Here is a 26,073-nt window from a genome sequence, read left to right as displayed (position 1 = left end):
GCAGCAGAGGGGAATATAATAGACCTTTCTGTTCATCTGCAAGGGGATAGTCGAATGTACTCACGGAAGATAGAGATAGATGGGGCTGAGAGTGATAACGCTTTTAACCTTATGTCCTTCAACACATCCGAACCAGGTACGATAACAGAATATATTTTGGAGTTTAATTTGGATATGACTGCCGCAGTTTCTTTATCTGGTAATGGTCGAGCGCAAACTGATTTTGTACGTGAATACGCACTAGAGGCTGTGTCGATGTCTGGCGAGGGACGTATGCCTGATTTACAGTATATCCGGGAAAGATTCGCAGAAGTTGTACCTATGTCCGGGGAAGGAAGGATATCGGCAGAGTTGTCGAAATTCCATACCGACTACATTGAGTTCACGGATATGTTCAGGCCGGGAGAGGTAATTGTCATTGACTCAGGAAAATTCAAAATAACGAGAAATGGTCAGAACGTTTCCTATCTATATAACGGAGACTTTTTCGACTTGAATCTTGGGAATAATAATCTGACTTGGACGGACCCAGAGACAGGCCGGACGGTGCTGTGTCGTATTACACATAGAGATAAATTTTTGTATTGAGGTGACTTATGGCGAATCCAACCTTGCAAGTATTCGATAAAAACATGAGACGCGTTGGAACACTGGTTGATAGCTATGATATCCAGCGGCGGCGTAGGATCAACAGCGATTATGAATTAACCTTCATGGTCCCAATGACCTCAGAGGATTACCGTGAAAAAATAGCAATCAAAGGCCACGTTCGAGATGAGCGTGGTCAATTTTATGTTATCCAGTCTCGTAGCCGATCTCGCGAGGGAAGGAAACTGACGGCCAATATTTATTGTAATCATGTTATGTTCAAGCTCAATGATTACAAGTTTCCATATGCGTCTTATATCGCAGAAGCCTATGGTATCCATATCAATCAACTCACAGAGCTGATTACGGCTGCTACGGCTGGAAGATTCAAGTTCGTGATCCACGATACTTTCGACTTGCACGATGTAAAAGATTTCGGGCGCGGGACGTGCCTTGAAGCACTCAATAAAATCATTCAGATGTATGAGTGCGAAGTAGAGCCGGACAATTTCGTTATCAACCTGAGGAAGAAGATCGGGGCCGACAACGGATTACAGTACCGGCTTAAAAAGAACATCGTATCGAGTTCCTTCAAAGATAAAGGCGAGTCGCTTGTGACACGTATGTTTGCTCAGATGAAGGATGGACGGACATTCATTGGTATGGATGCGTCCAAACTGACCGATGAGGAACGGAGCTTGCTATCCGGCGTACCGGGAACCATTGTAAACGGAAAGTTGGCAGTGAACTATCTGATATCGCCATACGCACAATATTGGGCCAGTGAATCAGTGCCGTTTTACGATGGAGAAATAATAGAGCAGGATATTGAAGAACCTGAGGAACTGCTTAAAGCTACTCGTAAGGCTCTCAGGGAGCAGGAAAATGTAACGCTAGAAGTTACCGTATCTACGGCTGACCTATTCAAAATTGACAATACAGAGCCAAAACCACATTTAGGTGACACAGTAATGTGCATTGATCCGGCTATGGATATGAACAAACTCAAAGCCCGGATCACAGAGCTTACAGAGTATCCATATAGCCGAGACAAACACAGTGAGCCTACAATATCTAATGTCAACTTACGGGACTATGCGGATATTATCAGTGACCTGGAGCGGAACAAGAATATTATTAATAATTTGTTTTCCAATGGTAAGATTCGGACGGAAGTTTTTGAATCTTTCGCAAAGCAGGCTGTAATTGATATTGACAACTCAAAGACTGAAATCAAGTACGATCAGCGTGGCGTAATTCTACAGGATAAAACCAATGCTCAGAATCAAGTTATTATGACTTCAAACGGGGTTGTCTTAACAACGGACGGAGGAAAAACAGCAAGGACGGCTATTACAGCACGCGGGGTTGTTGCTGAGCAAATTGTCGGGCAGCTTGGTAACTTTGTATCCTTAGTAATCGGTAGTGGTAATAATGTTACCAAAATAAATACGAACGGAATCAGTGCCGGGAATGACGATTATACCATTGCACCATTCCGTGTAGATATGCAGGGTAATGTCGTGGCTCGTTCAATTAAATTGACCGGACAGATAGACAACTCAGAAATGAATGCTTCAGATATTAGAGCCAGTACAGTTAATGCAAGTACAATACGAGGTAGCAAGTTAATCGGTAACGAGATCGAGGGCGGTATCATTACAGGAGCCTTATTCAGGACGGCTAAAGATGGGCGTCGGATTGAAATAAACTCTACTGGTCTTACTGCTTATAACTCATCTGGTGGAGAAGCTATTTCTTTAGGACAATATAATGATGGTGGAGCTTTGTTATTTATGGATAATGGGTCACCAAGAGGAGCGATTTTTGGTGATTCAGAAGGCTTTCACTTGGGGAACATGGCTGGTGTATATATCAAATCAACGGACGACATGGTTTATTTTGATGGTGAAGTAGATTTCAGTAACGCTACTGTCAGCGGATTAAAGATTGGAGCTTTAGAAGGTCTTCAGAACAAATTAACAAGCCTACAAAATCAAATCGGAGAAATTAATGGTGATCTTTTTAACGGTTTGATTATTAATGCTACTTTTGATCCGAGTACTAGAAATTTAAAGCTATTTAGTCAAGGGAGAACCGTAGTCACTGTCAATATTCCAGCAGGAGGAAGTTCAAGCAGTTCGTCAACTTAATGATTATTGTATAATTTTTGAACCAACGCCAAAATGATTTAGGTTCAGTAGTTCGTAACATTGTGTTTACTGCACCTTCTGCCGATGGTAATATTAGGACATATATACTATTCAGGAGGTACGGTTCATGAAAAAATGGTCTTATTTACTTAGTGGTGTGTTGATCGGTGCGGTTGTTGCTACGGCTGGTAGCTCATTTGCAGATCAAGTTAAATCTTTAGTCGGAGAAAAGGTAGCAGGGGAATATGCGGTCAAGGTCAATGGTAATTCGCTTGTCGAAAATGCCATCGTGGTTGATGGAAAGGCGCATGTACCTTTGAGAGCTGTAACCGACTCCTTAGGAGCGAATTTAAAAGTGGACGGGAAAACAATTCAAATCGAATCGTCGAATACTTCTTCTTCAAAACAAACAAATACTGAAGTGAAAACTTCTTCAGGTAAATACCAAGGATGGCCTGCTTCCAAACTGGAAGAGAGAAAGTCTGAGCTTGATAAATTTGTAACCGATACAGAAAAAGACAAAGGAAACATGGAGAAGTCTCTTGAGATTTCCTCAAAGAAGACAGGATCTACTTCAGATAAATTTGCAGAAATTAGAGAAAATAATATTGAAGAAACAAAGAAAAATATACAAGAAGCTGAAACTAATATAGCTAAATACAAAACTGAATTAGAAGAAATAAATAAGGCTATATCTTCACTTAAATAAAATCCGTAGTGTCACAGCATTATACGTAAAATAAAATAGAGATATAGAAAAACCTCTCCAAGCATAGGAGAGGTTTTTACTCTTTAATAAAGGTGGAGAACAGAGTATGGTTACATTTTATACAGTGGTGACAATATTCTCATTCGGTTTTGGAAGCGGCCTGCTATATGCGTATTTGAAAGTGCGTAAGCTATTCAAAAAAACGGGGTGGAGAAGATGAAAAGGAATGTTGGGATGATCATCGCAACATTGGCTTCTGCAACTTCAATATTATCTCTCGTAGAATTTCATTTTATTGGATTCCTTTTGCTAGTTTTCTTGTCACTGTCGATTTATTCTCATGTCGAATTCAACGATGAGGTCGATATTTTAGGTCATACAATAGACCGTATGAGAGAAGATCTTAATTATTTGTAATTCTCACTTTACGCTTTATCTTACCATGTGTTGTCTGGATTTCGACATTCAATGATTTTTGGTCAAGTGGAATAATTAAATTTTTGAATTCTATAATAGCACCAGGTGTCACTATAATTCCGACTTCATGAAAATTATCGATCCGTTCAGCGCTGCTATAACCGTGGAACTCAAATGAAGAGTTATGTGAAATGCTTTTTATTGTAGTCGCTCTTAGAGACTTATTGTACAGCGTTAACTCAATTGAAAAGCAGTTTTCTGATTCTTCATTAATTGGATTATCGTTCTCATCAAATATTGTAATGGGAAATTTGAATGGTGAAATATTGGAGGTGATCTTTAAAGGTCTGTGGTCTTGATAAAATCTCCATACAGTAAAAATGAATGCGATTATACCCATGACGGAAGATATGTAAAAGTAAATTTCTTTGAAAATGATAAACACCTCTCACTTTTTGTTAAAACTTGATATTCGACACTTTTGTCGAATTTCCCTCTTAAATATCCGTAGTGGTTAAGCAATAAATACCAAATACAATACAAGTATGAAAGCCTCTGATAACTCAGGGGCTTATTTTACGTTTTGAGGAGGTGATGAAACCCGTGGCAAAGATAAAATCTACATTAGATATTCAATTGGATCTAACCAGACCGGTTGAAGAATTGACTGAGGTCATTTCTGCTGTAATTGCTTCACAGCCAGCACGGAGGAAAGAAATTCTTGAAGGGTTGGATTTAGCTGTAGGAAATGCAATAGCTGAGATTCAGGCTCAAGAGGAAAAAGATCAGAAAACAGACGATGATAGCTCAGGAAAAGTTTCCTGAACGGAGAAATGAGGGAGAAGGATGCAAGATCCGCAAGTTGAAACTTTGCAGCGTATCACAAGGGTAGAAACTAAAATCGACAACATTGAAGAGAAGCTTGATTCAGCGATTAATGTCCGAGACATGGCTATCTCAGCAGCGCAATCCGCGAAATCAGCTCACCACAGGCTGGACAAGATCGAGGACGGGCAAAAATGGCTGTGGCGTACTATTAGCGGCACTATTATTACAGCCGTAATTGCAGCGTTATTCGCGTTATTGAAAACATCGGGGGTGTAATCTTGTTTAATCCAAATAAATATACGATTGAGCGGCGCTACATAAACAAGCGCCAGAATGTAAGACCGGGTACTCGCCTCACAAGCGGGAATCCGGTCTTTTTAGTTGCACATGATACAGGTAATCCGGGAGCGTCAGCGGATAACCACTTCACCTATTTCAATGGGCTGGTAGACCGTTCCGCTTCAGCACAGACGTTCATTGACGACAAAAAGATACTGGAGATTATTCCGACAGGCACCGGACCCGATCCAGCGGAAAAGGCGTGGCACGTCTTGTACAACATTAAGCTGGATAACGAGTTGTATGGTGACGACGCGAACGATATTGCCCTCGGGGTAGAATTGTGCTTCGGCGGCAAGATCAACACGCTGGAGGCTTACAAACGCTTTGTATGGTATCTGGCCTACTGCTGCAACAAATGGGGCATTAACCCACGCACACACATACCAAGCCATAAGCAGCTTGATCCTGCCCGTAAGAGGGACGTAGACCAAGCTCTAGTGACGGTCAGCAAGACACTCAAGGATTTGGTGCGGGACGTTGAGGCAGAGCTTAAAGGTGCTTCCGTGGCCCCTGAGGTGCAGGACTTTACGCCGTTGCCTGCATTCGTCGTCCAGTCGCTTATAGATAATTACATTTCACCAGCTTGGTTCGCAAGCCAAAAGGCAGGCGATCAGGAGGGGAAGACGCATTTTCATAATCTGGCCAACAATCTCCGGGCGGCTGCTGCTCTGAACGAAAAGGGCCTACCGCTTCCTGGAGCTGTGAAGTTGTTTAAATCGAACGCACAAGAAATCATTTTCCGCTGGCTCCAACCAGCTTGGTTCAAGGCTAAACAAGCAGGCGATAAGGAACAAATGCAACATTTCAACAATCTGGCTAATTATCTTAGGAAAGCTGCTGGGATCCCAGCACAATAATAAGGGGGAATTATCATGCAAACAATTATCGAAACTGTACAACCATATGTAAGTACCGTCGCTACAGCGGCTATAGGTGTACTCACAACCATCGTGTTAACTGGATTGAACAATGTTAAGGTAAAAGTAAATACATGGCTAGAGGCACGTACAACGGCGGCTCAACGGGAAGTAATCCATAAGATTGCTGGAGAGGGATTCGCTTTTGCTCAGACAGCTTTCAAGCAGGCTGGGGGTGAACGAAAGCTTCAGGAGGCTTTACAGTATGCTTCACTTACTCTTACCAGTCAAGGTATCGTAGTATCCCAAGTAGAGTTAAGGTCTGCAATTGAGAAGGCATATCTGGAGTATAAGGCTAAGACGAAGGCTGTAGCCCTTACTGATTCACAGCCATCAGAGGATGTAGCGCAGGCGGCTGCAAAAGAGGCTATGGCTGGTTTGGCAGCTAAGGTAAACGAACTGTTGGCACAGGCTACCGCAGAAGCGGGACCCGTCAATCCTGTTCAGGTGCAGTCTGAACCTGAGTCTATTCAGGTACCAACAGAAGCAACACAAACGCCCGCTACAGCTGAATAAACTATAAGTAAATGCCCTACTGGCTTCGGCTGGTGGGGATTTTTTTTGTTTTCTTGGTTGTTAAGTAGGGCATTAATTTAACTATATATGCAGTACAGATGTAGGATGGAAACTGGAGGGGGAAGGATTTTTATCTTGAATAGGAACATTTGTTCCTGTATAATAATAGTATAACATTAGGAAACAAATTATTTGAAGTTGATATATTCTGGGTCTTATGGGATAATTATTTGGGTAAATAATCCTATTTGACTGGGGTAATAGTAATGTTAAATATCTATTCATTTCTATGGAATCTACTTTTTTGGGGCAAAACTTATATATTTAGGCCATTAGCATTGTTTTTCGTATTTTTTCACGATTTTGTTAATTGGGTTATAAAAAAAGTTTTTTCTATTCCTACACTCGCGATATTTCTTTTACCAATAATATATATAATATTGTTGGGTTTCGCTCAGGGAATGCATCTAAACGGGATATTAGATATTTTTCATAGTTTTTATACAGTTTTGAACTTTTCTCCTGGTTTGAGTACAGATATTGCTGTAATTAAAACTTTGACTTCTGTTGTTGCATTTGCTATTCCTTTGAGCTTGACATTTTTTTATTTTAGTTACAAAGAACAAAAAGCGCTGGCTATTAGTAATGCTTCTTTTTCTTATGCTTCTGCCCTCGCATTTGTCTTTACTTGTATCATGGCTGTAGCTTTCGGAACTCATTTATCAGTGGCTCTTAAAACTAAATCGTCGATGCCAATCGAAAAGTTAGACGCATACTTTTCAGGCACTATTGGCGTATGGCTCATTTTTTGTTTTATGGCTTTTCGACAAGGCATTATAGTTGTAAAGTTGCATATTTCAAATCTACATGTTAAATCTCAAACAGATTATTCAATTAAACAAATAAAAGAAAATTTACATTGTATTAAATACTCATTTGCCAAATTTCAAAAAAAGATGTACTTCAACAGACTATATGATAATGTGGAGACGCTTTATCAATTAATGTTTTTGTCAATTGATAAAAGTACTTCTACATATTATGATTACTGTGTTAAAAATTGGAACAAAATATTAAGTGACATACATGAGAAGCCTGAAAATCAGAAGTATATAAGTGGACCGAGCTTAACTAAGGGAGATGATCTTTATTTAAATTTGTACAAATGCATTTTAAATAACCAGACTAATCTTTTGATAAAGTTGATAAAATCGCATAGGTTCGAGGATGCTAATATCGCTTTTGAAATGTTAGAGAAGCTCGAGTCAAAAAAATCAGCGTATTATACTGCTTTGCACGAGATTGCTATTTTGAGTTTTAAGCTTGATATATTGGACACTATTTTAATCAGATTGAATAATATAATGGAAACGTATAGACATAAAAACGACAGTGTCAATGATGTCAATATTATTTTTAAACAGCTATTAATTATAGCCATAGAAAATAATGATGTTAAATCCTTGTCAAGAATTGTTTATTCCATGTTAAAAAATTTTAAAACTGAGGACATAAGATTGAAAAATGGGAGAATTCCTATTCCTTTTATGGCAACCCCTGAACAAAACATTCAACAAAATGATTGTATTATTTACATGTTATTTCAGGCTTTAGTAAAAACAATTGAACTTTCCCATTATAGCTGTACTGGATTTTTAATAAAGTTTATGGTCACGAACTTTAAAGGAGATATTATTAAAAGGGTTTATAGTATTGTAATTGATAATTTAATAACTAACAAAAAACAAGAAAGCCCTTATCTTAAAAATAATGTTATTTCTAATGTGGCTGTATCCTTTAATTTCAATTCCACTACAATAAGATATTGTTTTGAAAAGATGTCTTTATTATTATACTGCCAACAAAAATTTGTTTTAAGAAAAGGTATACTAATTAATTTTAATAATACCGTGGAGCCGGTAATAAAGATCTCAGGTATTAAATTTGAAGTAGATTATCTTGTTGAGAAGATTAAAAAGGCTGGAGACAAGTATGGATTATTATTTTTTAGTTCAAAGTTTGTTGATGAGGCAGGAATTGAAAAGGACTTTTTGGAAATTATAAGTGATGATTTGAAGAAAGAGAAGGAGAGATACAAAGAATTTAAACCTAATTCTAAGGAACGAAAAAGAGTACGTAAAGCTAGATGAAAAGTGAAGAATAATTTACTTTCTCAATAACGTATGTTTTAATACACTATAGAAGGGGTGAAAAAAATGGCTAAAATTTTTGATGTTGCAGATTTTTTTATTCAAAAATCACACAGTATAGATATGCCAATCACTCATTTGAAACTTCAAAAACTTTGCTATTATGCTCAAGCTTGGAGTTTGGTATTGAACAATAATAAAAGATTGTTTAATGGTGAATTTCAGGCTTGGGTTCATGGACCAGTTAATCCCGAACTATTTAGGAAATATAAAGATTACGGTTGGGATCCAATTGATTGCACATACAATGAACCAGCTTTAGATAAAAGCGAAAAACGTATCATGACTGAGGTATGGGGTGTATATGGGTCATATGATGCGAAGTTTCTCGAAGCATTAACGCATAATGAAGAACCATGGAAGGAAGCAAGAAAGGGACTTCCTGATGACGCTTATTCAAAACAAACCATAAATGAGGATACGATGAGAAGATATTATAGCGATGTGCTGAAGAAGTCGTGATCTAAAAAGTAAAGTATTTATTACGGCCTGTAACACAAAAATAGTGTCATTGAGTATGAAGACATCCTACTGGCATAAGTTAGTAGGATGTTTCTATGTTTGAAGGGATTACCACACAATTCAGCGAATACCTATCCTGAGGTGAACAGCATGAACCATACATATTATCTTTACAAAATCATCCACACTAATTATACTTTATAACAACGCATACGGAAGCACCGTTGTGCAATCCGAAAGAATAAGTAAAGGAACTGCTGTATTAAAGTCGGCAGCTCCTTTTTTTATTTCCGCAAGAATTTTAATAATAATTCAGAAAATGAAGACAATAAATTACGTGTTCTCAAGAAAACAAAAAAATCAAAGGGGGTAAATTAAATGGATCATGAATATCAACATTCTTGGTCTTGTGAAAAACCAAGTTCCGAAAGCCATGCTTGGTCATATAAACAAGCGTGTGATGCTTGCCAGAGTGAAATTGAAGTGCGTCATGGGGTTGACTACAAAATAACTGATATAGTTTTTGAAGACCTGGGAAGAACGACTCAAACGAATACGACTTGGGATGGTAAACGAACATGGAAATGCACACACACCGTAAAAGCTCTCTACAATATTGTTCCAAGAGGTCGTGATTTTGCATCTTTCGAGGTGATTGAAGACTCGCTTAAAATTACTTACAGAATGAAAAATGTTAACTTTGGTTTGCGCACGTGAGAGTTAGTTCAAAATATGCTTAAATCCGAAAGTATCGGTGACACCCTACTGGCTAAGCTGGTGGGGTGTTTTTACGTTAAGGGGGAGAATGATGAAAGGTAAACTTATTAACGCAATAGCAGCAATTATTTTAGTAGCGGGGGTATTGTGGTGGTTCAGCGAACACGGACAAAGCTCGCCTTTGCCTGCCCCGAAACCTGTTGAAACGTCAAACATACCAACATCGAGCAATCCAGGCGAAACGTTCAAACTGGAGTTTCCCTCAGCAAAGTACCCGGAAACAGCACAGCACATCAAGGAGGCCATAGCAGCCGGGGAGTCGTCAGTATGCACGATTGACCGCGACGGAGCTGATAGCAATCGGGATGCATCTTTACGGGGCATACCCACACGTAAGGGCAAGGATCGAGACGAATGGCCTATGGCGATGTGTGCCGAGGGTGGAGAGGGTGCAGACATAAAGTACATATCACCGAAGGATAACCGTGGAGCCGGATCATGGGTGGGTCATAAGCTGGACGACTATCCGGACGGGACCCGAGTTGAATTTATAGTGAAATGATGTACAGACATATGCTATATTAGATGTAACAGTAACACACCAGTGTATTTAAATTTTTAGTTCTACTTTTACGACTGTATAACCATAACAAAGGATCTAAAAAGCTCTGCCGACCAATTAAGGTTAGCAGAGTTTTTTTCGTTGCAGGAATTACTACATAATTCACCGAATACCTATTCTAAGGTGATCAGCATGAACCATACATATAAAGTGTTAAAGTCGGATATCGAATTGTTTGCAGCTGCATTAAGCCAGGTAAGAGTATATGTGGTGCAGCCGTTGGGAGAGGATTTGATATCGGTTATAGACTATGGTGGCACTATAGAAAAGTTTTCGCCTGAGTCGGTTAAGATTGCCGGAGCGTATTACGTACGGAATCAGTTTGAATTTAGAGTAGATGTGAAAAAGGACTCCGCTGGTATGTAACCAGTATGGAGTCCTTTGTTGTTTATTATTTAGTTGAATACTCGCTTACTTCAAACGTAAGGATTTTATTGAATATTACATAGTCTTTACGGTTGCTGAATGGGCCTTTATTGTTATCATGCTTATTGATGGCATATGAAGCCGATCCAGTTCCGGCCTGCTTGCTTTCGTACCAGGAGATAAAGTCATTGACCTCTTTCATGCTTAGGTCGAATTCTTTTTCCAAACCAGTATCCATTGTTACAACTAAGATTGCACGGTCACCAGTAGGTTGCTCTGGTTTGCTGGGATCAGTAGGTTGGGTTGGTTCTGGAGTAGGCTCAACAGGATTGCTAGGACTTAGTGGGCCGTCAGTGTCAATACTATATATTGATAAGTACTCTTTTGTATTGTTAATAAATTCTACAGAGTGCTTACCATTATCTAAATTAAGTTTCTCAAATTTGATTCTTTTTGTACCATCATCCGGGCCATATAGTGATATTTTTTCAACGAATTTTCCATCAATAAATACATCAACGTCTTTTGAGAAAGACCACCATGTTGTGGAAATAAGTCGGAATTTTGTCCCAGTAAAATTAAACTTTAGAATAGCACCTTCCTTTTGCCATTGAGATGCGTATGTGGATACTCCAATGTTAAACGCCCATTTCCCTCCTAAATATGTAATATACTCTGAATCATATTTATGACGTGTCCATCCAGATTCGGGTTCGTTCAGTGCGTCACCAACAGATGCAGCCATAACTGTGTTGTGATTAAGGCTAGTAAAGAAAAGCAATCCTAGTAAAAAGGAAATTAATAATTTCTTGAACATATTCATTTTTTCCTCCTAATGGTTTAATGACATTAATGGTACATCTAGCGAAAAAACATGTCTAAACATTTATGTCTATATATTCAAAATAAAGTTTAATAGTGGATTTAAATTTTTACTCTCTCTAGTTCACCAAAACTAAAAGATCTTTTTTTGTTTTGCGACAAGCTATGCGATACTTCGACATGACCCTCCAATTAGTATAGAGAAGATTTAAAACTATGGAGGTGTCATATGATAACAGGAATCGCAAAAGGATTTATTGTATTCTTACTGGCAGCTATCTTTTCCGTACAAGGTGTCTATGCTGAACCGGCAGCAATCGACCACCAAGCAGCAGCTGGGTATACGTTGGAGTTCCCAAGCTCCGCTATCCAGAAACAGGGGCACATATCAAAGATGCAATAGCAGCCGGACATTCTGCGGTATGTACAATTGATCGGGATGGAGCCGAGGAAAACAGGAAAGAGTCTTTAAAAGGTATTCCGACTAAAAAGGGATATGACCGTGACGAGTGGCCAATGGCAATGTGTGCTGAAGGTGGCGCAGGTGCAGATATCCGATACATAACCCCTAGTGATAACAGGGGAGCAGGATCATGGGTAAGTCATCAGTTAGATAAGTATGCTAATGGAACTAAGGTGAGGTTTATTGTTAAATAGTAAAAAGCTCTGCTAACCTTAATTTGGTTGGCAGAGCTTTTTCTGTTTTTCAGAAGCAATTTTTGATTAATGTTTTATATATTTTTTCATCAACCTCAATAAGGCTACGCTTTCCATCTTTAAACTGTAGGGCAATCGTATGAACCCCTATTTGTTTAGCGGAAAGACCGGCAAGCAATCCTACTGGGCCAAGCAAGAAACCTCCAACTAAGCCTCTACCTACTGCGCTGGCTGCGCTCTTTGTATGCGTTTCGTCCATAATTTCATATTTTTCAATCGTTTCCTTATCCAAATTAAAGGATGAAAAAAGACCTGTAGATAACATTACTATTCCGAAAGCCTGCGAAATTAATTTACCGTTGTAATCTCCCGCAATCACACGATTTTTAGCACCCATCTTGCTCCCACCCCTACATAAGTAAATATTTGTATTTAGTCTATCAGACCTAGGAATATTTTTCTAGTACAAAAGTTTTAGAAGCGGCAAATAAAAACTCTTGTACAGAACGTGTGTTCGTAATATAATCTGTACATTACACAACAGGAGGCTACATACATGTCTAAAAAATTAGAAGGTAACGGCTTATGGGAAAGCAGCCGGATTATCATACCGGAACATAAGGAGGCTTATTTAAAGCTTATGAAAGATCGCCAGCGCCGGGGTAAACCAGAACTCGACGACCAAGAGATGCGATTGATTGAGCAGGCTCTAATAGACTCTTATAACTTGCGCCAGCCTGTCAGCGTGACTGTTTTTAGCCCGTTTGATGATATATTGATGGATGGTGTGGTTTCGTCTATTAACACCAGTAGAAGGGAAGTAAAGCTGTCTCGTGGGGAAGATGATTTTAGCTGGGTTAAGCTGGAGGATATAGTTTCGACAAACTGAAAATAATTACCTCACATAATACATAAATACTTCCATATAACTTGGTAATTGGATTGCCTCTAACAAGTAACAAATATAGAATTAAAGGATATTTGTTACCATTTATGTGAAGGGGATATGTGTTATGTGGGAGCCTATTAGGTTCTTGCTTTTTTCAACTGCGGAGGCTATGGCAGCTTTTTTCTTAATGACTGCCATGTTCAGATTAAAAGGGATTGACTATGCTTGGCAAGCTCTATTTATAAGCTTGTTAATGAATCTCCAGAGTTACGTACTTAGAGAGGAAATGTCATTGTCATTTCTAGCGCCTGTTATAAACATCTTGTTATTCTCTTTCTTGTTAGCTACAGTCGTAAAGGTACCAATAATATGGTCGAGCATAATATCTATATCAGGCATTTTTTTGTACGGTATGGTACAGGCTATACTACTTGCTTCACTATTTAAAGGAGTTGAAACTGCGCAACTACCGAACACTGACGAAGGGGGTTTACTACAGGCGATAACAAGTGCTTTGGTGTTTTTAATATCGTGGTTCCTTTATAGATTTCGTATTGGATTTACGTTTGACTTCGAGCGGTTGCGTCTAAAGTGGGAACATACTATAGTAGCTTTCCTTGTTCTCATGTCTCTTGCTGCCGCAGCTTTCGTTATGTATGCGGCTGATCTTGTTCTAATAATTCTATATTTCGCTCTGGCGGCTGGGATGTTTTTATATTATGCACTAAAAAAAGAAAGGGAAGAGGGCTGATCGGATGATTGAGCCATTGGCATTGCGGTTGGCACAGCACATCAAAAGCGTAGTACCAGACCATCCAGCCTCTGTTGCAGTTTTAAAGCATGCACTGGCTGTACTCCTTAATATGTTCTTTATTATCGTCTTTACAGTTGTCGTTGCTTTATTTACGGGCAAGGTGAGAGAGGTCGTTTCATTAATGGCCGCATTTGCGTTTTTACGGCAGATGACAGGCGGAGTACATCTTAAAAGTGGTATGGGTTGCGTAGTGGTTTCTGTACTGTTATTCACTGTTTTGTCATATGTGGAGTTTAATCATGTATGGACAACAAGGGCCACAATCGTCAGTATGTTACTCATCCTTTTGTATGCGCCCGCAGGGATCGAGAACCAAACGCGCATACCCCCACGATACTTTCCGTTATTGAAAGTGGCTGCACTTATTGTCGTTGGCTGCAACTTTTGGTTTGTTAATCCCGTTACAGCCGTAGGGTTCTTAGCACAGTGTCTGTTGTTAATTCATCTAAGGAGGTGACACACCATGAAAAAAAATACGGGAAAGATAATGGGATTAAGAAGAAGTACCTACTATGCTTTCGCTACCTGTTTGTCCTCTGTTGCGATACTGACAGTTATGGTTGCGAGTTTAGTATTTGTGTACAACCCAAGCCCGCCTGAAGAGCTAATGAAATAAGCTGGAGCTGACTTTGTATGAACGAAATTACTGAAGGTTTAATTTCTGTCACTAAAGAAATAGAAGGCGGCATAACAAGCATCTTGATCAAGGATATCTTTTTTGGTATGTATAGCGGAGCGATAGACCGTATTATTATTCACACGCAATACAAAACGTATTACTTACATTCAAGTCTTGTTTATTGGGCTAATACGTTAAACAATAGTGGTTACAATTTTATTAAAGCGGATCGTTATTATTTGATTAACGTGGACAATATTACTAGATTGAATGTTAAAAAAAGATGTGTATACTTCGATGTAGGACTTGATGGAGAAACAAAAAAATGTTTTCTTGCATATCACAAATTTGAAACCGTCCGTGAAAACTTGTTGTGTTTGAATTCAAATATTTTATTGACATAAAGAGCCATAGTTGAAGGGCTCTTTTTTTGTCGAAATGTATAATGTAATTTAAATAAAATCATGTGTTATTTTGTCGAAAAAGCCAACTATATTCGACAAAATTCGTAGGATGAATTTATGTTGCCAAAACGCCTAATATTGGGATTTAATAGTAGTATGGTTATGGCAAACTAATATTTGTAGGATTATTGGTATAATCATCTTGTGGTCTTTAAATATAAGTAAACAGGAGGGGATAGCGAAGTGCTTGTCCGATAAACACATGCCATAAAAAAGAGCGAAAGGGCGTGGGAGATAAGCAATTTAAGGAAGAGGTGCAACTATGGATTAGCCATAGTTTTCCCCGAGGGAGAGCCGACAGGCAGGCTCACTCATAGATCAGTTCGTATAGCTCCTCGACCTGACAGTCAAGAGCAAATGCAATATTGAACATTACATCAGCTGACATTTTATCTCTATTGTTGGCCCAATTTGAGATCAATTGTTCGCTGTACCCTGTTCGTTTAGCAAGATCGACTTGCTTCATACGACGTTCTTTGAGTAAGATTTTTAGTCGGCATCTCCCACGGGAGACACGCAAATTAAATCAATCTCCTTAAGGATTTTGAAAAATGTTCTCAACGATTATAACATTGCACATATTAGCAGTAAACCATGACCTTATATACAAAATGAATGATATGAAGGAAGTGCATATATGAAAAAGTATCAAATTGATATACCATGGGATGTTGAGAAGGAAAATGCCGAAATATTTGTAAAATCCATGGCAATTGCTTTTGATATGGAATTGCCAGCAGAAGTTGAGGCGGAGTCCCCCTCATCTGTGTATCACTTTTTAATTTCAGAATAGTTATCACGATTCACAATAAACTGTCAGTGGGGCAGTACCAACACATATAATAGAAGATAATACCCGCAAACCTATGATCGGCGGATGTTGATTTTGCATTTACTAGAAGGCAAAAAGAGCAGTAAGGAATTAATCCTTCTGCTCTTTTTATTGGGGACAAATTGGGGACGAACTGTAGTGTTTTGTATAGAATACAGTCCAAATGAGAACATATACGAACATATAAAAGCCTTGATAATACTGGATTTCGAAACTGTATGCCGTTACAGTATATTAAAAACTCATGACTTAAAATCCTGCGGTAGGTGACTACCGTACCGGTTCGATCCCGGTCCTCGGCATCCTTGATTTAAAAGGGTTTTTTCCGAAAAACCTTGGTTTTTGAAACAGCTTGGGAGAGAACTTTTTATTGAGTTCTCTCCTGCAGTTCTCTCCTTTTTCCAAGGAGGGAACGAGGAGAAGATCGCATGACTCTCATGAAATATTGAGGGCAATGCGATCTTTTTTATTAAAAGATCAGAACAGTGCTCATCGTTGATGCTGAAGATACTTTGGAACTGTATTCCAAGTGAGAATAAATGTTGGCTGTAGTAGAATAGTTGCTGTGTCCCAACCATTCTTGGATTTCTTTCATGCTAATCCCATTGGCGAGTAAGAGGCTTGCGTAACTATGACGAAGATCGTGGTATCGGATTCGACGTAGGCCATGTTTTTTAAGAGTTATAGTAAAGTTCTGTGTAATATAACCGGGTGACGGATTGTCAAGCCAAGTGCGACAGTTCTTCTGAAAAGGATTCGTGAGCAGTCTTCCAGCCCAAACATTTTCGTGGTCTGTGGTTGATGAGATAGAGGGCATTCTCCAAATCTTCATCCGTGATATGAGCAAAATCCGTCCCTTTGGGAAAGAACTCTCGCAGCAAGCCATTGGCATTCTCATTTGAGCCCCGCTGCCAGGACGAGTAAGGATCAGCAAAGTAGACCTGAACTCCATGCGTAGCTTCCAGGCTGAGATAACAAGCAAACTCCTTGCCTCGGTCAGCGGTAGCGGTCTGGAAGGCTCCGGTAGGTACTGGGAAGCGGCTACGCCAAAGGCAATCTCCATCGATAGCGCCGTGCGGTCAGGCATCTTGATCGCGGTATACAGACGCGTTTTGCGTTCAATGAACACTGACCTAATCTATCACATCAGCGGTGGTGGCCAGAGTTCTTGGATTGCTACAGCATAAACAAAGGAAGGAGCCATAATGGCTCCTTTAGTGTCGGTTTACTCAAGCATGTTTCAGCAAATATACCCGCGCTTCATAAGGCCGAAGTTCCATTGAAATAATTTCCGTGAGCGGATCTACGTCGTAGTTGGAGATCAGCAGCTTTTGTTCTTGGAAATCGATGCCAGCAGGAAGCATGAATGTTGTCGGTTTACCGAAGAAGTTCAATACCACGAGCAATTGCTCTTCTCCTAGCCTGCGCAGATAGGCATAGACCTGTTCATGATCTTCCGCCAAAATCATATAGCTTCCATATACGATAATTTCATGCTGGCCGCGCAGCTCAATAAGCTTTTTATAATAATGGAAAATGGAATCAGGATCTTTCAAGGCTTGCTCCACGTTGATATCACGGTAGTTAGGGTTAACGGCCAGCCAAGGTGTGCCAGTAGTGAATCCGGCCTGTAGCTCCGCACTCCATTGCATTGGGGTGCGTCCATTGTCCCGGCCTTTAATATAAATGGAGTTCATAATGGATTCCTCCGAATGCTCGTCAGCCAGATACTCCTTGTACATATTTAGAATCTCAATATCCTTGTAATCACTGATGGAGCCGAACTTTACATTTGTCATGCCAATTTCTTCACCCTGGTAGATGTATGGTGTACCCTGGAGCGTATGCAGCAGGGTAGCCAGCATTTTGGCCGACTCTTTGGGGTAATTGATATCATCGCCGAAGCGGGATAGCATCCGCGGTTGGTCGTGGTTGTTCAGGTACAGGCTGTTCCAGCCTTTGCCATGGAGAGCGGTCTGCCATTTGGAGATAATGGACTTTATGTCCGCCAGCTTCCACGGACGCACATCCCATTTGCCCCCCGGTCCTGAATCAACCTCCATCAGTTCGAAATGGAAGACCATGTTGAGCTCGTTACGGTCCTCGGCGACGTACAGTGAAGCTTCTTCAGGAGTCACGCCAATGGCCTCACCCACGGTCATGATGTCGTATTTCGACAACACCTCACGGTTCATCTCCTGAAGATATTCATGCACATGTGGCCCGTTTACAAAATATTTTCCGCCAAAATGATAAGCGGGGCGGACGCTGCTGCTTTCTTGCGCAACACTGGGTAATTCCGGAACTTTTGAGATTAGATTAATTACATCCATGCGGAATCCGTCGATTCCTTTGTCCAGCCACCAGGTCATCATGTCGTAAATTTCCCGGCGCAACTGCGGATGGTCCCAGTTCAGATCTGGCTGCTTCTTGGAGAAGAGGTGAAGAAAATATTCCCTGGTTTGCTCATCATATTCCCACGCCGGGCCGCTGAAGAAGGAACCCCAGTCATTCGGCTCCAGCCCGTTTTGGCCCGGACGCCAGATATAATAATCCCGGTAAGGATTATCCGCTGATTTGCGCGATTCCGCGAACCAGGCGTGCTCATCTGAGGAATGGTTGACTACTAGATCCATAATCAGTTTCATACCACGGGTATGAAGTCCGTCAAGTAGTTCCTCCCAGTCTGAGAGGGTGCCGAAATCATCCATGATACTCTGGTAATTACTGATATCGTAGCCGTTGTCGTCATTGGGAGACTGATATACCGGACACAGCCACACCACATGAACCCCAAGCATTTTCAAATAATCAAGTTTTGAGATAATCCCTTGGAGATCTCCGATCCCATCGCCGTTGCTGTCCTTGAAACTGCGGGGATAGATCTGATACACTACGCTTTCTTTCCACCATTTTTTATCCATTAGTTTAATCTCCTGTCTCTATATAGATGTGTTATTTAATGGATCCTTGGGTAAGGCCGCCAATAATCCATTTTTGGGCAAACAAGTAGATGATGATCATTGGGGACAACGCCAGCAGGTACGAGGCAAAAGCCAGGTTGAAATCCGTGCTGAATTGGCCCTGGAAGACATACTGCACAAGAGGCAGGGTGTAGGAATCCTGGTTACCGAGCATAACCAGCGGCAGCATGAAATCATTCCAGGTGGACAAGCACGATAAGATGCCGATGGTAGCACTGACCGGGGCAAGCAGCGGAAAGATAATTTTCCAGAAGGTTCCCCAGGTCGAGGCTCCGTCCACGGTCGCTGCTTCCTCCAGTTCATAAGGTATAGAGCGGATATAACCGACATAGACAAAGACGTTGAAGGCTAAGCCATACACGATATACAGAATAATTAGCCCTGGAATGTTGTTCATGTGCAGGTCTGTGGTGACCTTGACTACAGGCAGCATAATAATCTGGAACGGGATGAACATAGCGCTAATAAAATAGAAGTAGAGCATTTTGAAGAAACGCTTATTCATATTCCGTGCAATGGCGTAGGCTACCATAGAGTTGGTCAGCAGGATGAATACTACGGCCGTCACTGTAATCGTGACGCTGTTCCCCAAGGCATTGAAGAAATTAGTCGCTTTAACGGCATTGGCGAAGTTCTCGAAATGCAGGCCGGTCGGCAGTGCAAAGATGGATCGGGCCATCTCCTCAGGATTCTTAAGCGCGATGGCAATAGTCAAGTACAGTGGAAACAGGATCAGCAGAGAGCCGAGAGCGATAATAATCGTCACAGGCCAGTTGGTTGATTTTTTGATCATAGGTCCATCTCTCGTTTCTGCAGAAATTTAAGCTGAAGGGCGGAGATGACGACGATCACGATAAAATAAATCACGGCGTTTGCCGACTGATAGGCAAATTCTCCCCCCTGGAACCCCCCGGTGTAGATTAACAGTGCAATGGATTGCGTGGCGCGCCCCGGCCCACCGCCGGTTAAGGCAATAATCTGATCGAAGACCATCAGGCCGCCCTTCATTGCGAGCACCATATTAATGGTGAAGAAGGAAGCCAGCAGCGGAAAAGTAATGCTCCAGAATTCTCTCCAGCGGCTTGCGCCGTCCAGATTGGAAGCCTCATAAAGATCCTGCGGAATAGTCTGCAAACCGGCCAGATACAGAATGGTGTTGTAAGCGACCCCTTGCCAGACGGCGACAATAACGATCCCGATCCAGGCCCAGTCGTCATTGCCGAGAATGTTCTGCGAGAGGAATTCGCTGCCCAGCTTCTCGCCCCAAATAGGAACGACATTAGAGAACAGGTAGTTGAAAATAAAGCCGACAATCAGCACGCTGAGAATGTTGGGAAGGAAATACACGCCTCGGAAAAAGTTCTTGGCTCTGATTCGGGCGTTCAGTCCCAGCGCAATCATCAGACTGATTACATTGATGAGAATCGTTGTAACAATTGCATATTTGAAGGTGAAAAGGTAGGAATTCAGCACATTCTCATCCTTAAAAATGTTGATGAAATTCTTGAATCCTACATAATCGAAGCTGTCACTGAAGCCGTCCCAGTTCGTGAACGCGTAATAAATGCCCTGCAGTGCCGGAAAGGTGTGAAAGGCAAAGAACAGGAGCAGTGCCGGTATAGTCATCAAGTAAAAGGCAACTCGGCGTTTGGACATTATTTAATCCTCCTTGGACAAGCGAAGAAGAAGGGAAGAGCTGCCCCCTTTTCTCGCTGTTTTCTAGTTTTAAGGGTTATTTCCGGTCAGCAACCTTATCCCACTCCGTATCCAGTTGCTTCAGGTAGGCGTCGATGTCTTTCTTCTGCAGGAAACCTTGGATAATGGTGTCCACCTTCATGGCACCAGGGGTATAATGGTCAGCGAAGTCTGCCAGATTGCCTGAGGTAAAGGCTTCTTTGAAGCCATCCATGGTCGGATCGTCTTGGGTTACGCCCTGCACTGCCGGGAAGGCTTTCTGTTCGGTGATATATTGGCTCACATTCTCAGGCTGGAGCAGGAACTCCACGAATTTCTTGGCCTCATCCTTATGCTTGCTGCTCTTGGAGATGGTCAACAGCGTATCCACACCGGAGATGACTTTGTTCTTCGCCGCATCATTCGTGGCCGGGAACGGGAAGACGCCCAGTTCAATCGCCGGATTGGCCTTTACAATTTCCGGAATGGCCCAGACCCCTTGCAGGTACATCGCGGATTCGCCTTTGGCGAATGCGGTGTTGCCGTCATTGTAGTCTTTGCCGAAAATATCCTTCTGAGCAAATTCCGACAGCTTCAGCTGCTTCTCGGCGATCTCGCGGAAGCTGTCGGCGAATTTCACACTGCCTTCGGTCCGCTGTTTGAAGTAATCTGTGCCGAGAATACTTGGCTCCAGGGAATTGAACGGAGTCAGTGCCGTCCAGGAATCTTTCAGTGTCAGGTAGAAGGCGTTCTTACCGCTGTCTTTGAACTTCTGGGCAACGGCAATGAATTCATCCCAAGTCGTCGGCACCGTAACACCGGCTTTTGAGAACATCGCTTTATTGTAAATGACGCCGCTGGCATTGGCGGAGAATGGAATCCCGTTCAGTTCGCTGGAGCCAGTCAGGTCATTCAGCATCTTGACATAAGCGGGCTGGATACTGTCTACGAGCGGATCGCCGGTGAAGTCCTCGAACAGTCCGCTGGCGGATAGGGTTTTGAAGGTGTCGGTAGCACCCAGGCCAACGACATCGGGAATGTCTTTCTTGGCGGCGCGGGTCTTCAGTACAGTTTCAGCATCTGGCGGATTGATCTGCGAGACCACGATGTTCGGGTTGGCTTCGTTAAATTTGGCGACCAGTTTATCGAACGTGGTCTTGGCTTCCGTCTTGTTCTGGAAGAATTCAATCTTGACCTTCTCGCCGGAGGTGGTGCCGGAATTGCCTGCAGCGGCATCATTGTTTACTGCATTGTTTCCGCAAGCACTGAGTAGAGAGGCGGTCAGCAGGCCGACAGTTATGAGTTTAAGTGCATTTTTCATTGATTAATCCCCCTGATTATTATTTTTAATATGACGTAAACGTTTACGTAAATGGGTAAAAAAAATAATTTTAATTAGAAGCTCCTCTTCCTCGTCCGAGCCAAACGACGCTGGAATTAAACGTTTACCTAATCACAAATTATGATATTTTATTTTCCCATTACGTTGAATAATCATTGCGTAAACGCTTACTTTAGAATCTATCTGTTTTTTTTTCTTTTGTCAATGCTTATTTATTTTTCTACCTCAAAAACATTTAAACTATCCTGAAGTTGGCTAGATAATGTATTCAGTGTATGGGACAAAGCGACAAGACCTCCCCCAATATGTTCCTGTCGTTGACAAAGCAACTCACCTGCTCGGTAGTAGCCGAGGTCTCCTGCGCTATAGCACTGACATTGTCCATAGTTTCAAGCAGTGTTTGCTGATAGAGCGCGAAACTTTCAATAGATTGTGATACTGCGTTCAGCTTGTTCCTAAATCCCTCGGTGCTTGCTTTGACAGAAGCAAAAATACCGCTTGTCTCCCATGCCGCCTGCATTTGCTGATCATATAACGGGTAGGTCTCAGAGAATTCCTTTCGCATCTTTCACTAGCTCACTAACGGGTATTGCTTCAGCGAGTATCCAATTATTCAGTTTTAGTTGATCTATACGCGATGATCATTTTCTCTCCGTTTATATTCTTGCTCTCGAAGCTCCTGTCTCCTTGCCAAGGATAGCCCCGACATCAATTGAATTACTGCCATCCTCCTCACTTTTACCGATGAGAAATTCTCCTTTCGAGGTTAATAATTGAAGTTCGCCATGGTCTAAATCCATTGCTTTCAACTGGTCCTCAAGAACGGCAGAATCAATATCTACAACCACAATATACCGGGATCCCGCTTCAGCCATACTGCCCAGCGAACGAACCAATTGAATGCTTAATTGCGATGTTTCATCCTCCTGTGAGGGAATCCATAAGCTCGTATTCTCAGTTTCCAAAAAATCATACATCTGATTAGAGAGCTTCTTGCTGATACTGTCTTCGGTTACTGCATAATCATAGGTTGCTTCATTGTACCTGGATAGCTCAATCATTGATGCTTGCAGCTCTGGGTCATAAAACAACTGCGTAGCCAGAGTTTCATACTGTCCTAGTCTAATATCTCAGAGGTCTGTAAAATCATTTGTCTGTTGGTTGCTGCGGCATTATTGCTGATAGTTTCTTTGGCCTTGTTATAGGACAAGACCCCCAGTAAGGAGATAAGAAGTACAACCGTCGCTCCAAATACCAGCACTAGCTTAGCCACTATCGAACTTCGAATATCCCACCCCTTTGCAATATTTAGTAAACGTTTACTGATTTATTCTAATCATTTTTCTTTCACTTGTCTTCAGTTTTTAATTTCAGTTGACAAAGCGGATTTCAAGACGTATATTTTCGGTAAGCGTTTACGTTAATTTTTGCAATCTTCATATGCCAGAACCGAAAACGTTAATTCACTGTTAACCGACAGGTAGGAGATCACATGAACCCCACAATTAAAGACGTGGCCCAGAAGGCGAATGTATCCATTGCCACAGTCTCCCGTGTTCTGCATAATTTAGGCGGGTACTCGGACAAAACGAAGCAAAAAGTAGACCAGACCATTAAGGAGCTTGGCTACCAGCCGAACGCAATTGCCCGCGGACTGATCAACAAGCGTACCCAAACGATCGGCGTGATGTTTCCCGATGTTTCGAGCGCCTTCTCTTCCGATCTACTTCACGGAATCGACGAATTCGCCCATGACCGCAATTACAGCGTGATGGTCTGCAATACCGATCAAGACGGCAAACGCACTCTGAAGTATTTGCAATTGCTGCGCGAGAAGCAGGTTGATGGAATTATTTTCTCCAGTGAGGTGCTCAAGAAAGAGTATTATGACGTACTGGAGAACATGAAAGTCCCGGTGGTGCTAGTCTCTTCCCAAACGGATTTCGCCAATGTGCCTTATGTAAAGGTGGATGACTATCAGGCTTCCTATGACGCTGTCGTGTATCTGATCAGCAAAGGCCACCGTAAAATCGCCATGATCAGCGGAACCAAGGGTGACCCCATCGCCGGTACTCCAAGAGTCGAGGGATACCGCAAAGCTCTGGAAGCGCACGGCATTTCTTTTGACAGCCGTTACCTCGTTTATGGAGACTTCTTATATGAAAGCGGCGGCAGAGCTATGGAAGTACTACTGCGGAAAGCACCGGAGGTTACTGCTGTCTTCGCTGCTAGTGACGAGATGGCAATTGGAGCACTTTCGACAGTCACGAAGCATGGAATGAATGTACCTGAGGACATTTCTATCATGGGATACGACGATCTTAGGCTGGCCCAGATGGTTACACCTCCATTGACTACGGTTCGCCAGCCGCTGTATGACATTGGAAAGGTCGCTTCCGAGAAGCTGATCTACATGATTGAATCGGGAAAAACCGCGAAAAGTCAAATCTTCAACCACTCCATTGTGGAAAGACAAACGGTAAGAACACTTACCTGAGTTTTTCCATCAATTTTACGTAAACGTTTAACCTAAAGCATACCCCAATTGGGAGAGCAGAGTCTGATCTTCACCTATTTCAACCCGGGGGGGCAAAACGACCCGTTCGGTTTATATTGAAGGCGTACGTGCCAAGGATTCACTTGGCAAAGATCTGAAAATTGCATTAGACGGCACAGAGAGCAGTGATAAGTACAGCGGAGACGGATATGTGATTATTCCATACATGGAGTCAGGAACCCATACCGTTACGTTGAGTATGGAAGAGGATGATATTTCCGGAACGATCCGACTACGCGGTGTAACGGCTGGCTATTTTAATGAGCCGTCCGTACGGCTGATGGATGCCGGTCTGGCATCCATGGGGGCAACCATATTGAGTTGGATACAGCCGAGCAGCAATCGGAAGGCCCCAACATGCTTGCCCATGAATACTATCCGAACCGTAGCAAAAAAATGTTGGAATCCACCAAGGAGTCCATGAAGGAATACTACAAATTTAATGCTGCATATGAAAACCTGTTGTTCGGCAGCAAGGCCGATTCATCCGCTGTTGTGTCCGTAGAAGCAGACGGCGGCAAATTGGCAACAAGCAAAGACGGAACTGAGAATACGCTCTGGACAACTGTAAGAAAAAATGACTCGAATACAGGCTTTGAACGATATGATGTACTACATTTGATCAACCTGCTAAACAATGACGACAACTGGAGAAATGCAGCAAATGAGCCAGCTACCCTCCATTCTTTGAAAGTGTCATACGATATCGGTATCACGGAGAAAGAAGCGCCGAATCTGAAAGTCTATGCCGCTACTCTGACGCTGAACATGGTCTGTCACAAGAACTGGATTATACCTGGGATGGTGACATATTGCGGATTGAACTGCCATCACTGCAGTATTGGACAATGATTTATATCGACAAAGCGCCAAAGACGATAGCGGTTCAGCCAATCTTCAATGACGACGCATCTAACCCCCAAAGCCCGTCGCCGACTGCAAGCGCAACTCCGACACCGGCAGCGACCGCAGCCCCCGGATCAACGGGAATAACTGCAGGGACGTCGGCTACGCCCACACCTGAAGTGGCGGAACGAGGTGCACTCGTCTTGCAGGCGAAGGACTTAAGCGGAGTGGTTGATGGGAAAATCACAATCGCGGTCAATGAGGAAAAATACAATCGGATATTAATTCAGGTCGCTGTTGCGGAAGGATTACAGGCAGAGAACCTGCAGCTTCAAGGAAATAACTTCACACTGTATTTCACGCATGACAATATTCCTTAGCTTCTTGAGGAGAACAAAGGAAAATTAACAGCTGAGTCACAAATTTCAACAAGATCGAGCCAAAGGATGCTTTGCTTCCGGGTGTAAAGCCTTGGTTTCCGGCAGGTTCGACCTATGAATTTGAATTTGGAGTAACGACGGCAGATAAAGGAATATCCAGATTGGATTCCTTTAGAAGGCCAGTACAGCTTACCTTAAAGTTTGGAGAACTTGGTGAACAAGGCTGCCGGTCTGATGAAAGGATATACCGATGGAACCTTTGTACCTGAATACAATGCTACCCGGGCAGAAGCGGCACAAACCATAGCGCAATTGATTAAGTAAAGTAGCAAATGATTTGACGGCA

The 26,073-nt window shown here is 42.0% G+C and carries 33 protein-coding genes and 2 pseudogenes; 24 read left to right on the top strand and 11 right to left on the bottom strand.

Features of this window, described 5'->3' with window-relative positions; all coding sequences use genetic code 11:
• Window positions 1-54: 54 nt before the first annotated feature.
• From AC0WRU_RS15410 to AC0WRU_RS15355, 12 genes are all read left to right on the top strand, one after another.
• Complete coding sequence (locus AC0WRU_RS15410; protein ID WP_476125425.1) at window positions 55-588, top strand: phage distal tail protein; 534 nt, start codon at window positions 55-57, stop codon at window positions 586-588.
• 8 nt (window positions 589-596) lie between these two features.
• Window positions 597-2,741: a phage tail spike protein gene (locus tag AC0WRU_RS15405; RefSeq protein WP_476125424.1), complete on the top strand. Its 2,145-nt coding sequence runs from the start codon at window positions 597-599 to the stop codon at window positions 2,739-2,741.
• 127 nt (window positions 2,742-2,868) lie between these two features.
• A complete protein-coding gene (locus AC0WRU_RS15400) occupies window positions 2,869-3,450 on the top strand; it encodes a 2,' 3'-cyclic nucleotide 2'-phosphodiesterase (RefSeq protein ID WP_476125423.1) in 582 nt (193 codons plus the stop codon).
• 1,020 nt (window positions 3,451-4,470) lie between these two features.
• The gene (locus AC0WRU_RS15395) at window positions 4,471-4,692 is read left to right on the top strand and encodes a hypothetical protein (protein ID WP_476125422.1); all 222 of its coding nucleotides are present in this window, start codon (window positions 4,471-4,473) and stop codon (window positions 4,690-4,692) included.
• Between the two features lie 21 nt (window positions 4,693-4,713).
• The gene (locus tag AC0WRU_RS15390; protein ID WP_476125421.1) at window positions 4,714-4,971 is read left to right on the top strand and encodes a hemolysin XhlA family protein; all 258 of its coding nucleotides are present in this window, start codon (window positions 4,714-4,716) and stop codon (window positions 4,969-4,971) included.
• A 2-nt stretch (window positions 4,972-4,973) separates the two neighbouring features.
• Window positions 4,974-5,894: a peptidoglycan recognition protein family protein gene (locus tag AC0WRU_RS15385; protein ID WP_476125420.1), complete on the top strand. Its 921-nt coding sequence runs from the start codon at window positions 4,974-4,976 to the stop codon at window positions 5,892-5,894.
• A gap of 15 nt (window positions 5,895-5,909) precedes the next feature.
• Window positions 5,910-6,470: a phage holin, LLH family gene (locus tag AC0WRU_RS15380; protein WP_476125419.1), complete on the top strand. Its 561-nt coding sequence runs from the start codon at window positions 5,910-5,912 to the stop codon at window positions 6,468-6,470.
• 266 nt (window positions 6,471-6,736) lie between these two features.
• Complete coding sequence (locus AC0WRU_RS15375; RefSeq protein WP_476125418.1) at window positions 6,737-8,620, top strand: hypothetical protein; 1,884 nt, start codon at window positions 6,737-6,739, stop codon at window positions 8,618-8,620.
• A 66-nt stretch (window positions 8,621-8,686) separates the two neighbouring features.
• Window positions 8,687-9,142 carry a Panacea domain-containing protein gene (locus tag AC0WRU_RS15370; protein WP_476125417.1) on the top strand — a complete coding sequence of 152 codons (456 nt, stop codon included), beginning with the start codon at window positions 8,687-8,689 and terminating at the stop codon, window positions 9,140-9,142.
• A 378-nt stretch (window positions 9,143-9,520) separates the two neighbouring features.
• On the top strand, window positions 9,521-9,859 hold the full coding sequence (locus AC0WRU_RS15365; RefSeq protein WP_476125416.1) for a hypothetical protein: 339 nt from the start codon (window positions 9,521-9,523) through the stop codon (window positions 9,857-9,859).
• 88 nt (window positions 9,860-9,947) lie between these two features.
• Window positions 9,948-10,421, top strand: a complete 474-nt coding sequence (locus AC0WRU_RS15360) for a NucA/NucB deoxyribonuclease domain-containing protein (RefSeq protein WP_476125415.1) — start codon at window positions 9,948-9,950, stop codon at window positions 10,419-10,421.
• A gap of 192 nt (window positions 10,422-10,613) precedes the next feature.
• On the top strand, window positions 10,614-10,847 hold the full coding sequence (locus AC0WRU_RS15355; protein WP_476125414.1) for a hypothetical protein: 234 nt from the start codon (window positions 10,614-10,616) through the stop codon (window positions 10,845-10,847).
• Between the two features lie 25 nt (window positions 10,848-10,872).
• On the opposite strand, the gene AC0WRU_RS15350 is transcribed toward AC0WRU_RS15355, so the two are convergent.
• The gene (locus AC0WRU_RS15350) at window positions 10,873-11,670 is read right to left on the bottom strand and encodes a hypothetical protein (protein ID WP_476125413.1); all 798 of its coding nucleotides are present in this window, start codon (window positions 11,668-11,670) and stop codon (window positions 10,873-10,875) included.
• Window positions 11,671-11,898: 228 nt separating this feature from the next.
• Here AC0WRU_RS15350 and AC0WRU_RS15345 point away from each other — a divergent pair, with 228 nt between their 5' ends.
• Together AC0WRU_RS15345 and AC0WRU_RS15340 are read left to right on the top strand one after the other, a co-directional pair.
• Complete coding sequence (locus AC0WRU_RS15345; protein WP_476125412.1) at window positions 11,899-12,072, top strand: hypothetical protein; 174 nt, start codon at window positions 11,899-11,901, stop codon at window positions 12,070-12,072.
• Window positions 12,024-12,326, top strand: a pseudogene (locus AC0WRU_RS15340) (NucA/NucB deoxyribonuclease domain-containing protein); the annotation flags it as partial. The gene AC0WRU_RS15345 and the pseudogene AC0WRU_RS15340, both read left to right, overlap by 49 nt.
• Window positions 12,327-12,375: 49 nt before the next feature.
• On the opposite strand, the gene AC0WRU_RS15335 reads toward AC0WRU_RS15340, so the two are convergent.
• Window positions 12,376-12,723 (bottom strand): hypothetical protein, encoded by a 348-nt coding sequence (locus AC0WRU_RS15335; protein WP_476125411.1) that lies wholly within the window; start codon window positions 12,721-12,723, stop codon window positions 12,376-12,378.
• Between the two features lie 159 nt (window positions 12,724-12,882).
• On the opposite strand from AC0WRU_RS15335, the gene AC0WRU_RS15330 reads away from it, so the two are divergent.
• The 5 genes from AC0WRU_RS15330 to AC0WRU_RS15310 all read left to right on the top strand — a co-directional run bounded on the left by AC0WRU_RS15330 (window position 12,883) and on the right by AC0WRU_RS15310 (window position 15,052).
• Window positions 12,883-13,215 (top strand): YolD-like family protein, encoded by a 333-nt coding sequence (locus AC0WRU_RS15330; protein WP_476125410.1) that lies wholly within the window; start codon window positions 12,883-12,885, stop codon window positions 13,213-13,215.
• 124 nt (window positions 13,216-13,339) lie between these two features.
• A complete protein-coding gene (locus tag AC0WRU_RS15325) occupies window positions 13,340-13,966 on the top strand; it encodes a hypothetical protein (RefSeq protein ID WP_476125409.1) in 627 nt (208 codons plus the stop codon).
• Window positions 13,967-13,970: 4 nt separating this feature from the next.
• Entirely contained in the window at window positions 13,971-14,486 is a 516-nt protein-coding gene (locus AC0WRU_RS15320) for an accessory gene regulator ArgB-like protein (RefSeq protein WP_476125408.1), read from the top strand.
• Between the two features lie 6 nt (window positions 14,487-14,492).
• Window positions 14,493-14,645, top strand: a complete 153-nt coding sequence (locus AC0WRU_RS15315; RefSeq protein ID WP_476125407.1) for a cyclic lactone autoinducer peptide — start codon at window positions 14,493-14,495, stop codon at window positions 14,643-14,645.
• A gap of 17 nt (window positions 14,646-14,662) precedes the next feature.
• On the top strand, window positions 14,663-15,052 hold the full coding sequence (locus tag AC0WRU_RS15310) for a LytTR family transcriptional regulator DNA-binding domain-containing protein (RefSeq protein ID WP_476125406.1): 390 nt from the start codon (window positions 14,663-14,665) through the stop codon (window positions 15,050-15,052).
• 367 nt (window positions 15,053-15,419) lie between these two features.
• Here AC0WRU_RS15310 and AC0WRU_RS15305 read toward each other — a convergent pair whose 3' ends face one another.
• A complete protein-coding gene (locus tag AC0WRU_RS15305) occupies window positions 15,420-15,632 on the bottom strand; it encodes a helix-turn-helix domain-containing protein (protein WP_476125405.1) in 213 nt (70 codons plus the stop codon).
• Between the two features lie 117 nt (window positions 15,633-15,749).
• Here AC0WRU_RS15305 and AC0WRU_RS15300 point away from each other — a divergent pair, with 117 nt between their 5' ends.
• Window positions 15,750-15,905: a hypothetical protein gene (locus AC0WRU_RS15300; RefSeq protein ID WP_155985492.1), complete on the top strand. Its 156-nt coding sequence runs from the start codon at window positions 15,750-15,752 to the stop codon at window positions 15,903-15,905.
• Between the two features lie 508 nt (window positions 15,906-16,413).
• Here AC0WRU_RS15300 and AC0WRU_RS15295 read toward each other — a convergent pair.
• The 8 genes and pseudogenes from AC0WRU_RS15295 to AC0WRU_RS15260 form a co-directional block, all read right to left on the bottom strand.
• A complete protein-coding gene (locus AC0WRU_RS15295; RefSeq protein ID WP_476128656.1) occupies window positions 16,414-16,761 on the bottom strand; it encodes a site-specific integrase in 348 nt (115 codons plus the stop codon).
• Window positions 16,667-17,076, bottom strand: a pseudogene (locus AC0WRU_RS15290) (IS30 family transposase); the annotation flags it as partial. The gene AC0WRU_RS15295 and the pseudogene AC0WRU_RS15290, both read right to left, overlap by 95 nt.
• Window positions 17,077-17,173: 97 nt before the next feature.
• Window positions 17,174-18,868 carry a glycoside hydrolase family 13 protein gene (locus tag AC0WRU_RS15285; protein ID WP_476125404.1) on the bottom strand — a complete coding sequence of 565 codons (1,695 nt, stop codon included), beginning with the start codon at window positions 18,866-18,868 and terminating at the stop codon, window positions 17,174-17,176.
• A gap of 31 nt (window positions 18,869-18,899) precedes the next feature.
• Window positions 18,900-19,721: a carbohydrate ABC transporter permease gene (locus tag AC0WRU_RS15280; protein WP_476125403.1), complete on the bottom strand. Its 822-nt coding sequence runs from the start codon at window positions 19,719-19,721 to the stop codon at window positions 18,900-18,902.
• Entirely contained in the window at window positions 19,718-20,584 is an 867-nt protein-coding gene (locus AC0WRU_RS15275) for a carbohydrate ABC transporter permease (RefSeq protein ID WP_476125402.1), read from the bottom strand. Before AC0WRU_RS15275 ends, AC0WRU_RS15280 begins: the two co-directional genes overlap by 4 nt.
• A 76-nt stretch (window positions 20,585-20,660) precedes the next feature.
• Window positions 20,661-21,923 (bottom strand): ABC transporter substrate-binding protein, encoded by a 1,263-nt coding sequence (locus tag AC0WRU_RS15270; RefSeq protein ID WP_476125401.1) that lies wholly within the window; start codon window positions 21,921-21,923, stop codon window positions 20,661-20,663.
• Between the two features lie 289 nt (window positions 21,924-22,212).
• Entirely contained in the window at window positions 22,213-22,509 is a 297-nt protein-coding gene (locus tag AC0WRU_RS15265; RefSeq protein WP_476125400.1) for a hypothetical protein, read from the bottom strand.
• A gap of 91 nt (window positions 22,510-22,600) precedes the next feature.
• A complete protein-coding gene (locus tag AC0WRU_RS15260) occupies window positions 22,601-23,005 on the bottom strand; it encodes a hypothetical protein (RefSeq protein WP_476125399.1) in 405 nt (134 codons plus the stop codon).
• Between the two features lie 431 nt (window positions 23,006-23,436).
• Between AC0WRU_RS15260 and AC0WRU_RS15255 the strand changes: the two genes are divergently transcribed.
• From AC0WRU_RS15255 to AC0WRU_RS15240, 4 genes are all read left to right on the top strand, one after another.
• Complete coding sequence (locus AC0WRU_RS15255; protein ID WP_476125398.1) at window positions 23,437-24,441, top strand: LacI family DNA-binding transcriptional regulator; 1,005 nt, start codon at window positions 23,437-23,439, stop codon at window positions 24,439-24,441.
• A 417-nt stretch (window positions 24,442-24,858) separates the two neighbouring features.
• Complete coding sequence (locus AC0WRU_RS15250) at window positions 24,859-25,353, top strand: glycoside hydrolase family 66 protein (protein ID WP_476125397.1); 495 nt, start codon at window positions 24,859-24,861, stop codon at window positions 25,351-25,353.
• Window positions 25,314-25,727 (top strand): hypothetical protein, encoded by a 414-nt coding sequence (locus AC0WRU_RS15245; RefSeq protein ID WP_476125396.1) that lies wholly within the window; start codon window positions 25,314-25,316, stop codon window positions 25,725-25,727. Before AC0WRU_RS15250 ends, AC0WRU_RS15245 begins: the two co-directional genes overlap by 40 nt.
• Before the next feature lie 213 nt (window positions 25,728-25,940).
• Entirely contained in the window at window positions 25,941-26,051 is a 111-nt protein-coding gene (locus tag AC0WRU_RS15240; RefSeq protein ID WP_476125395.1) for an S-layer homology domain-containing protein, read from the top strand.
• The last annotated feature ends 22 nt before the right edge of the window (window positions 26,052-26,073 follow it).

The organism is Paenibacillus sp. 1-8 (genome assembly GCF_056316205.1).
The sequence above is the reverse complement of the archived record's forward strand: the minus strand, read 5'-3'. Positions and strand labels throughout refer to the sequence as shown.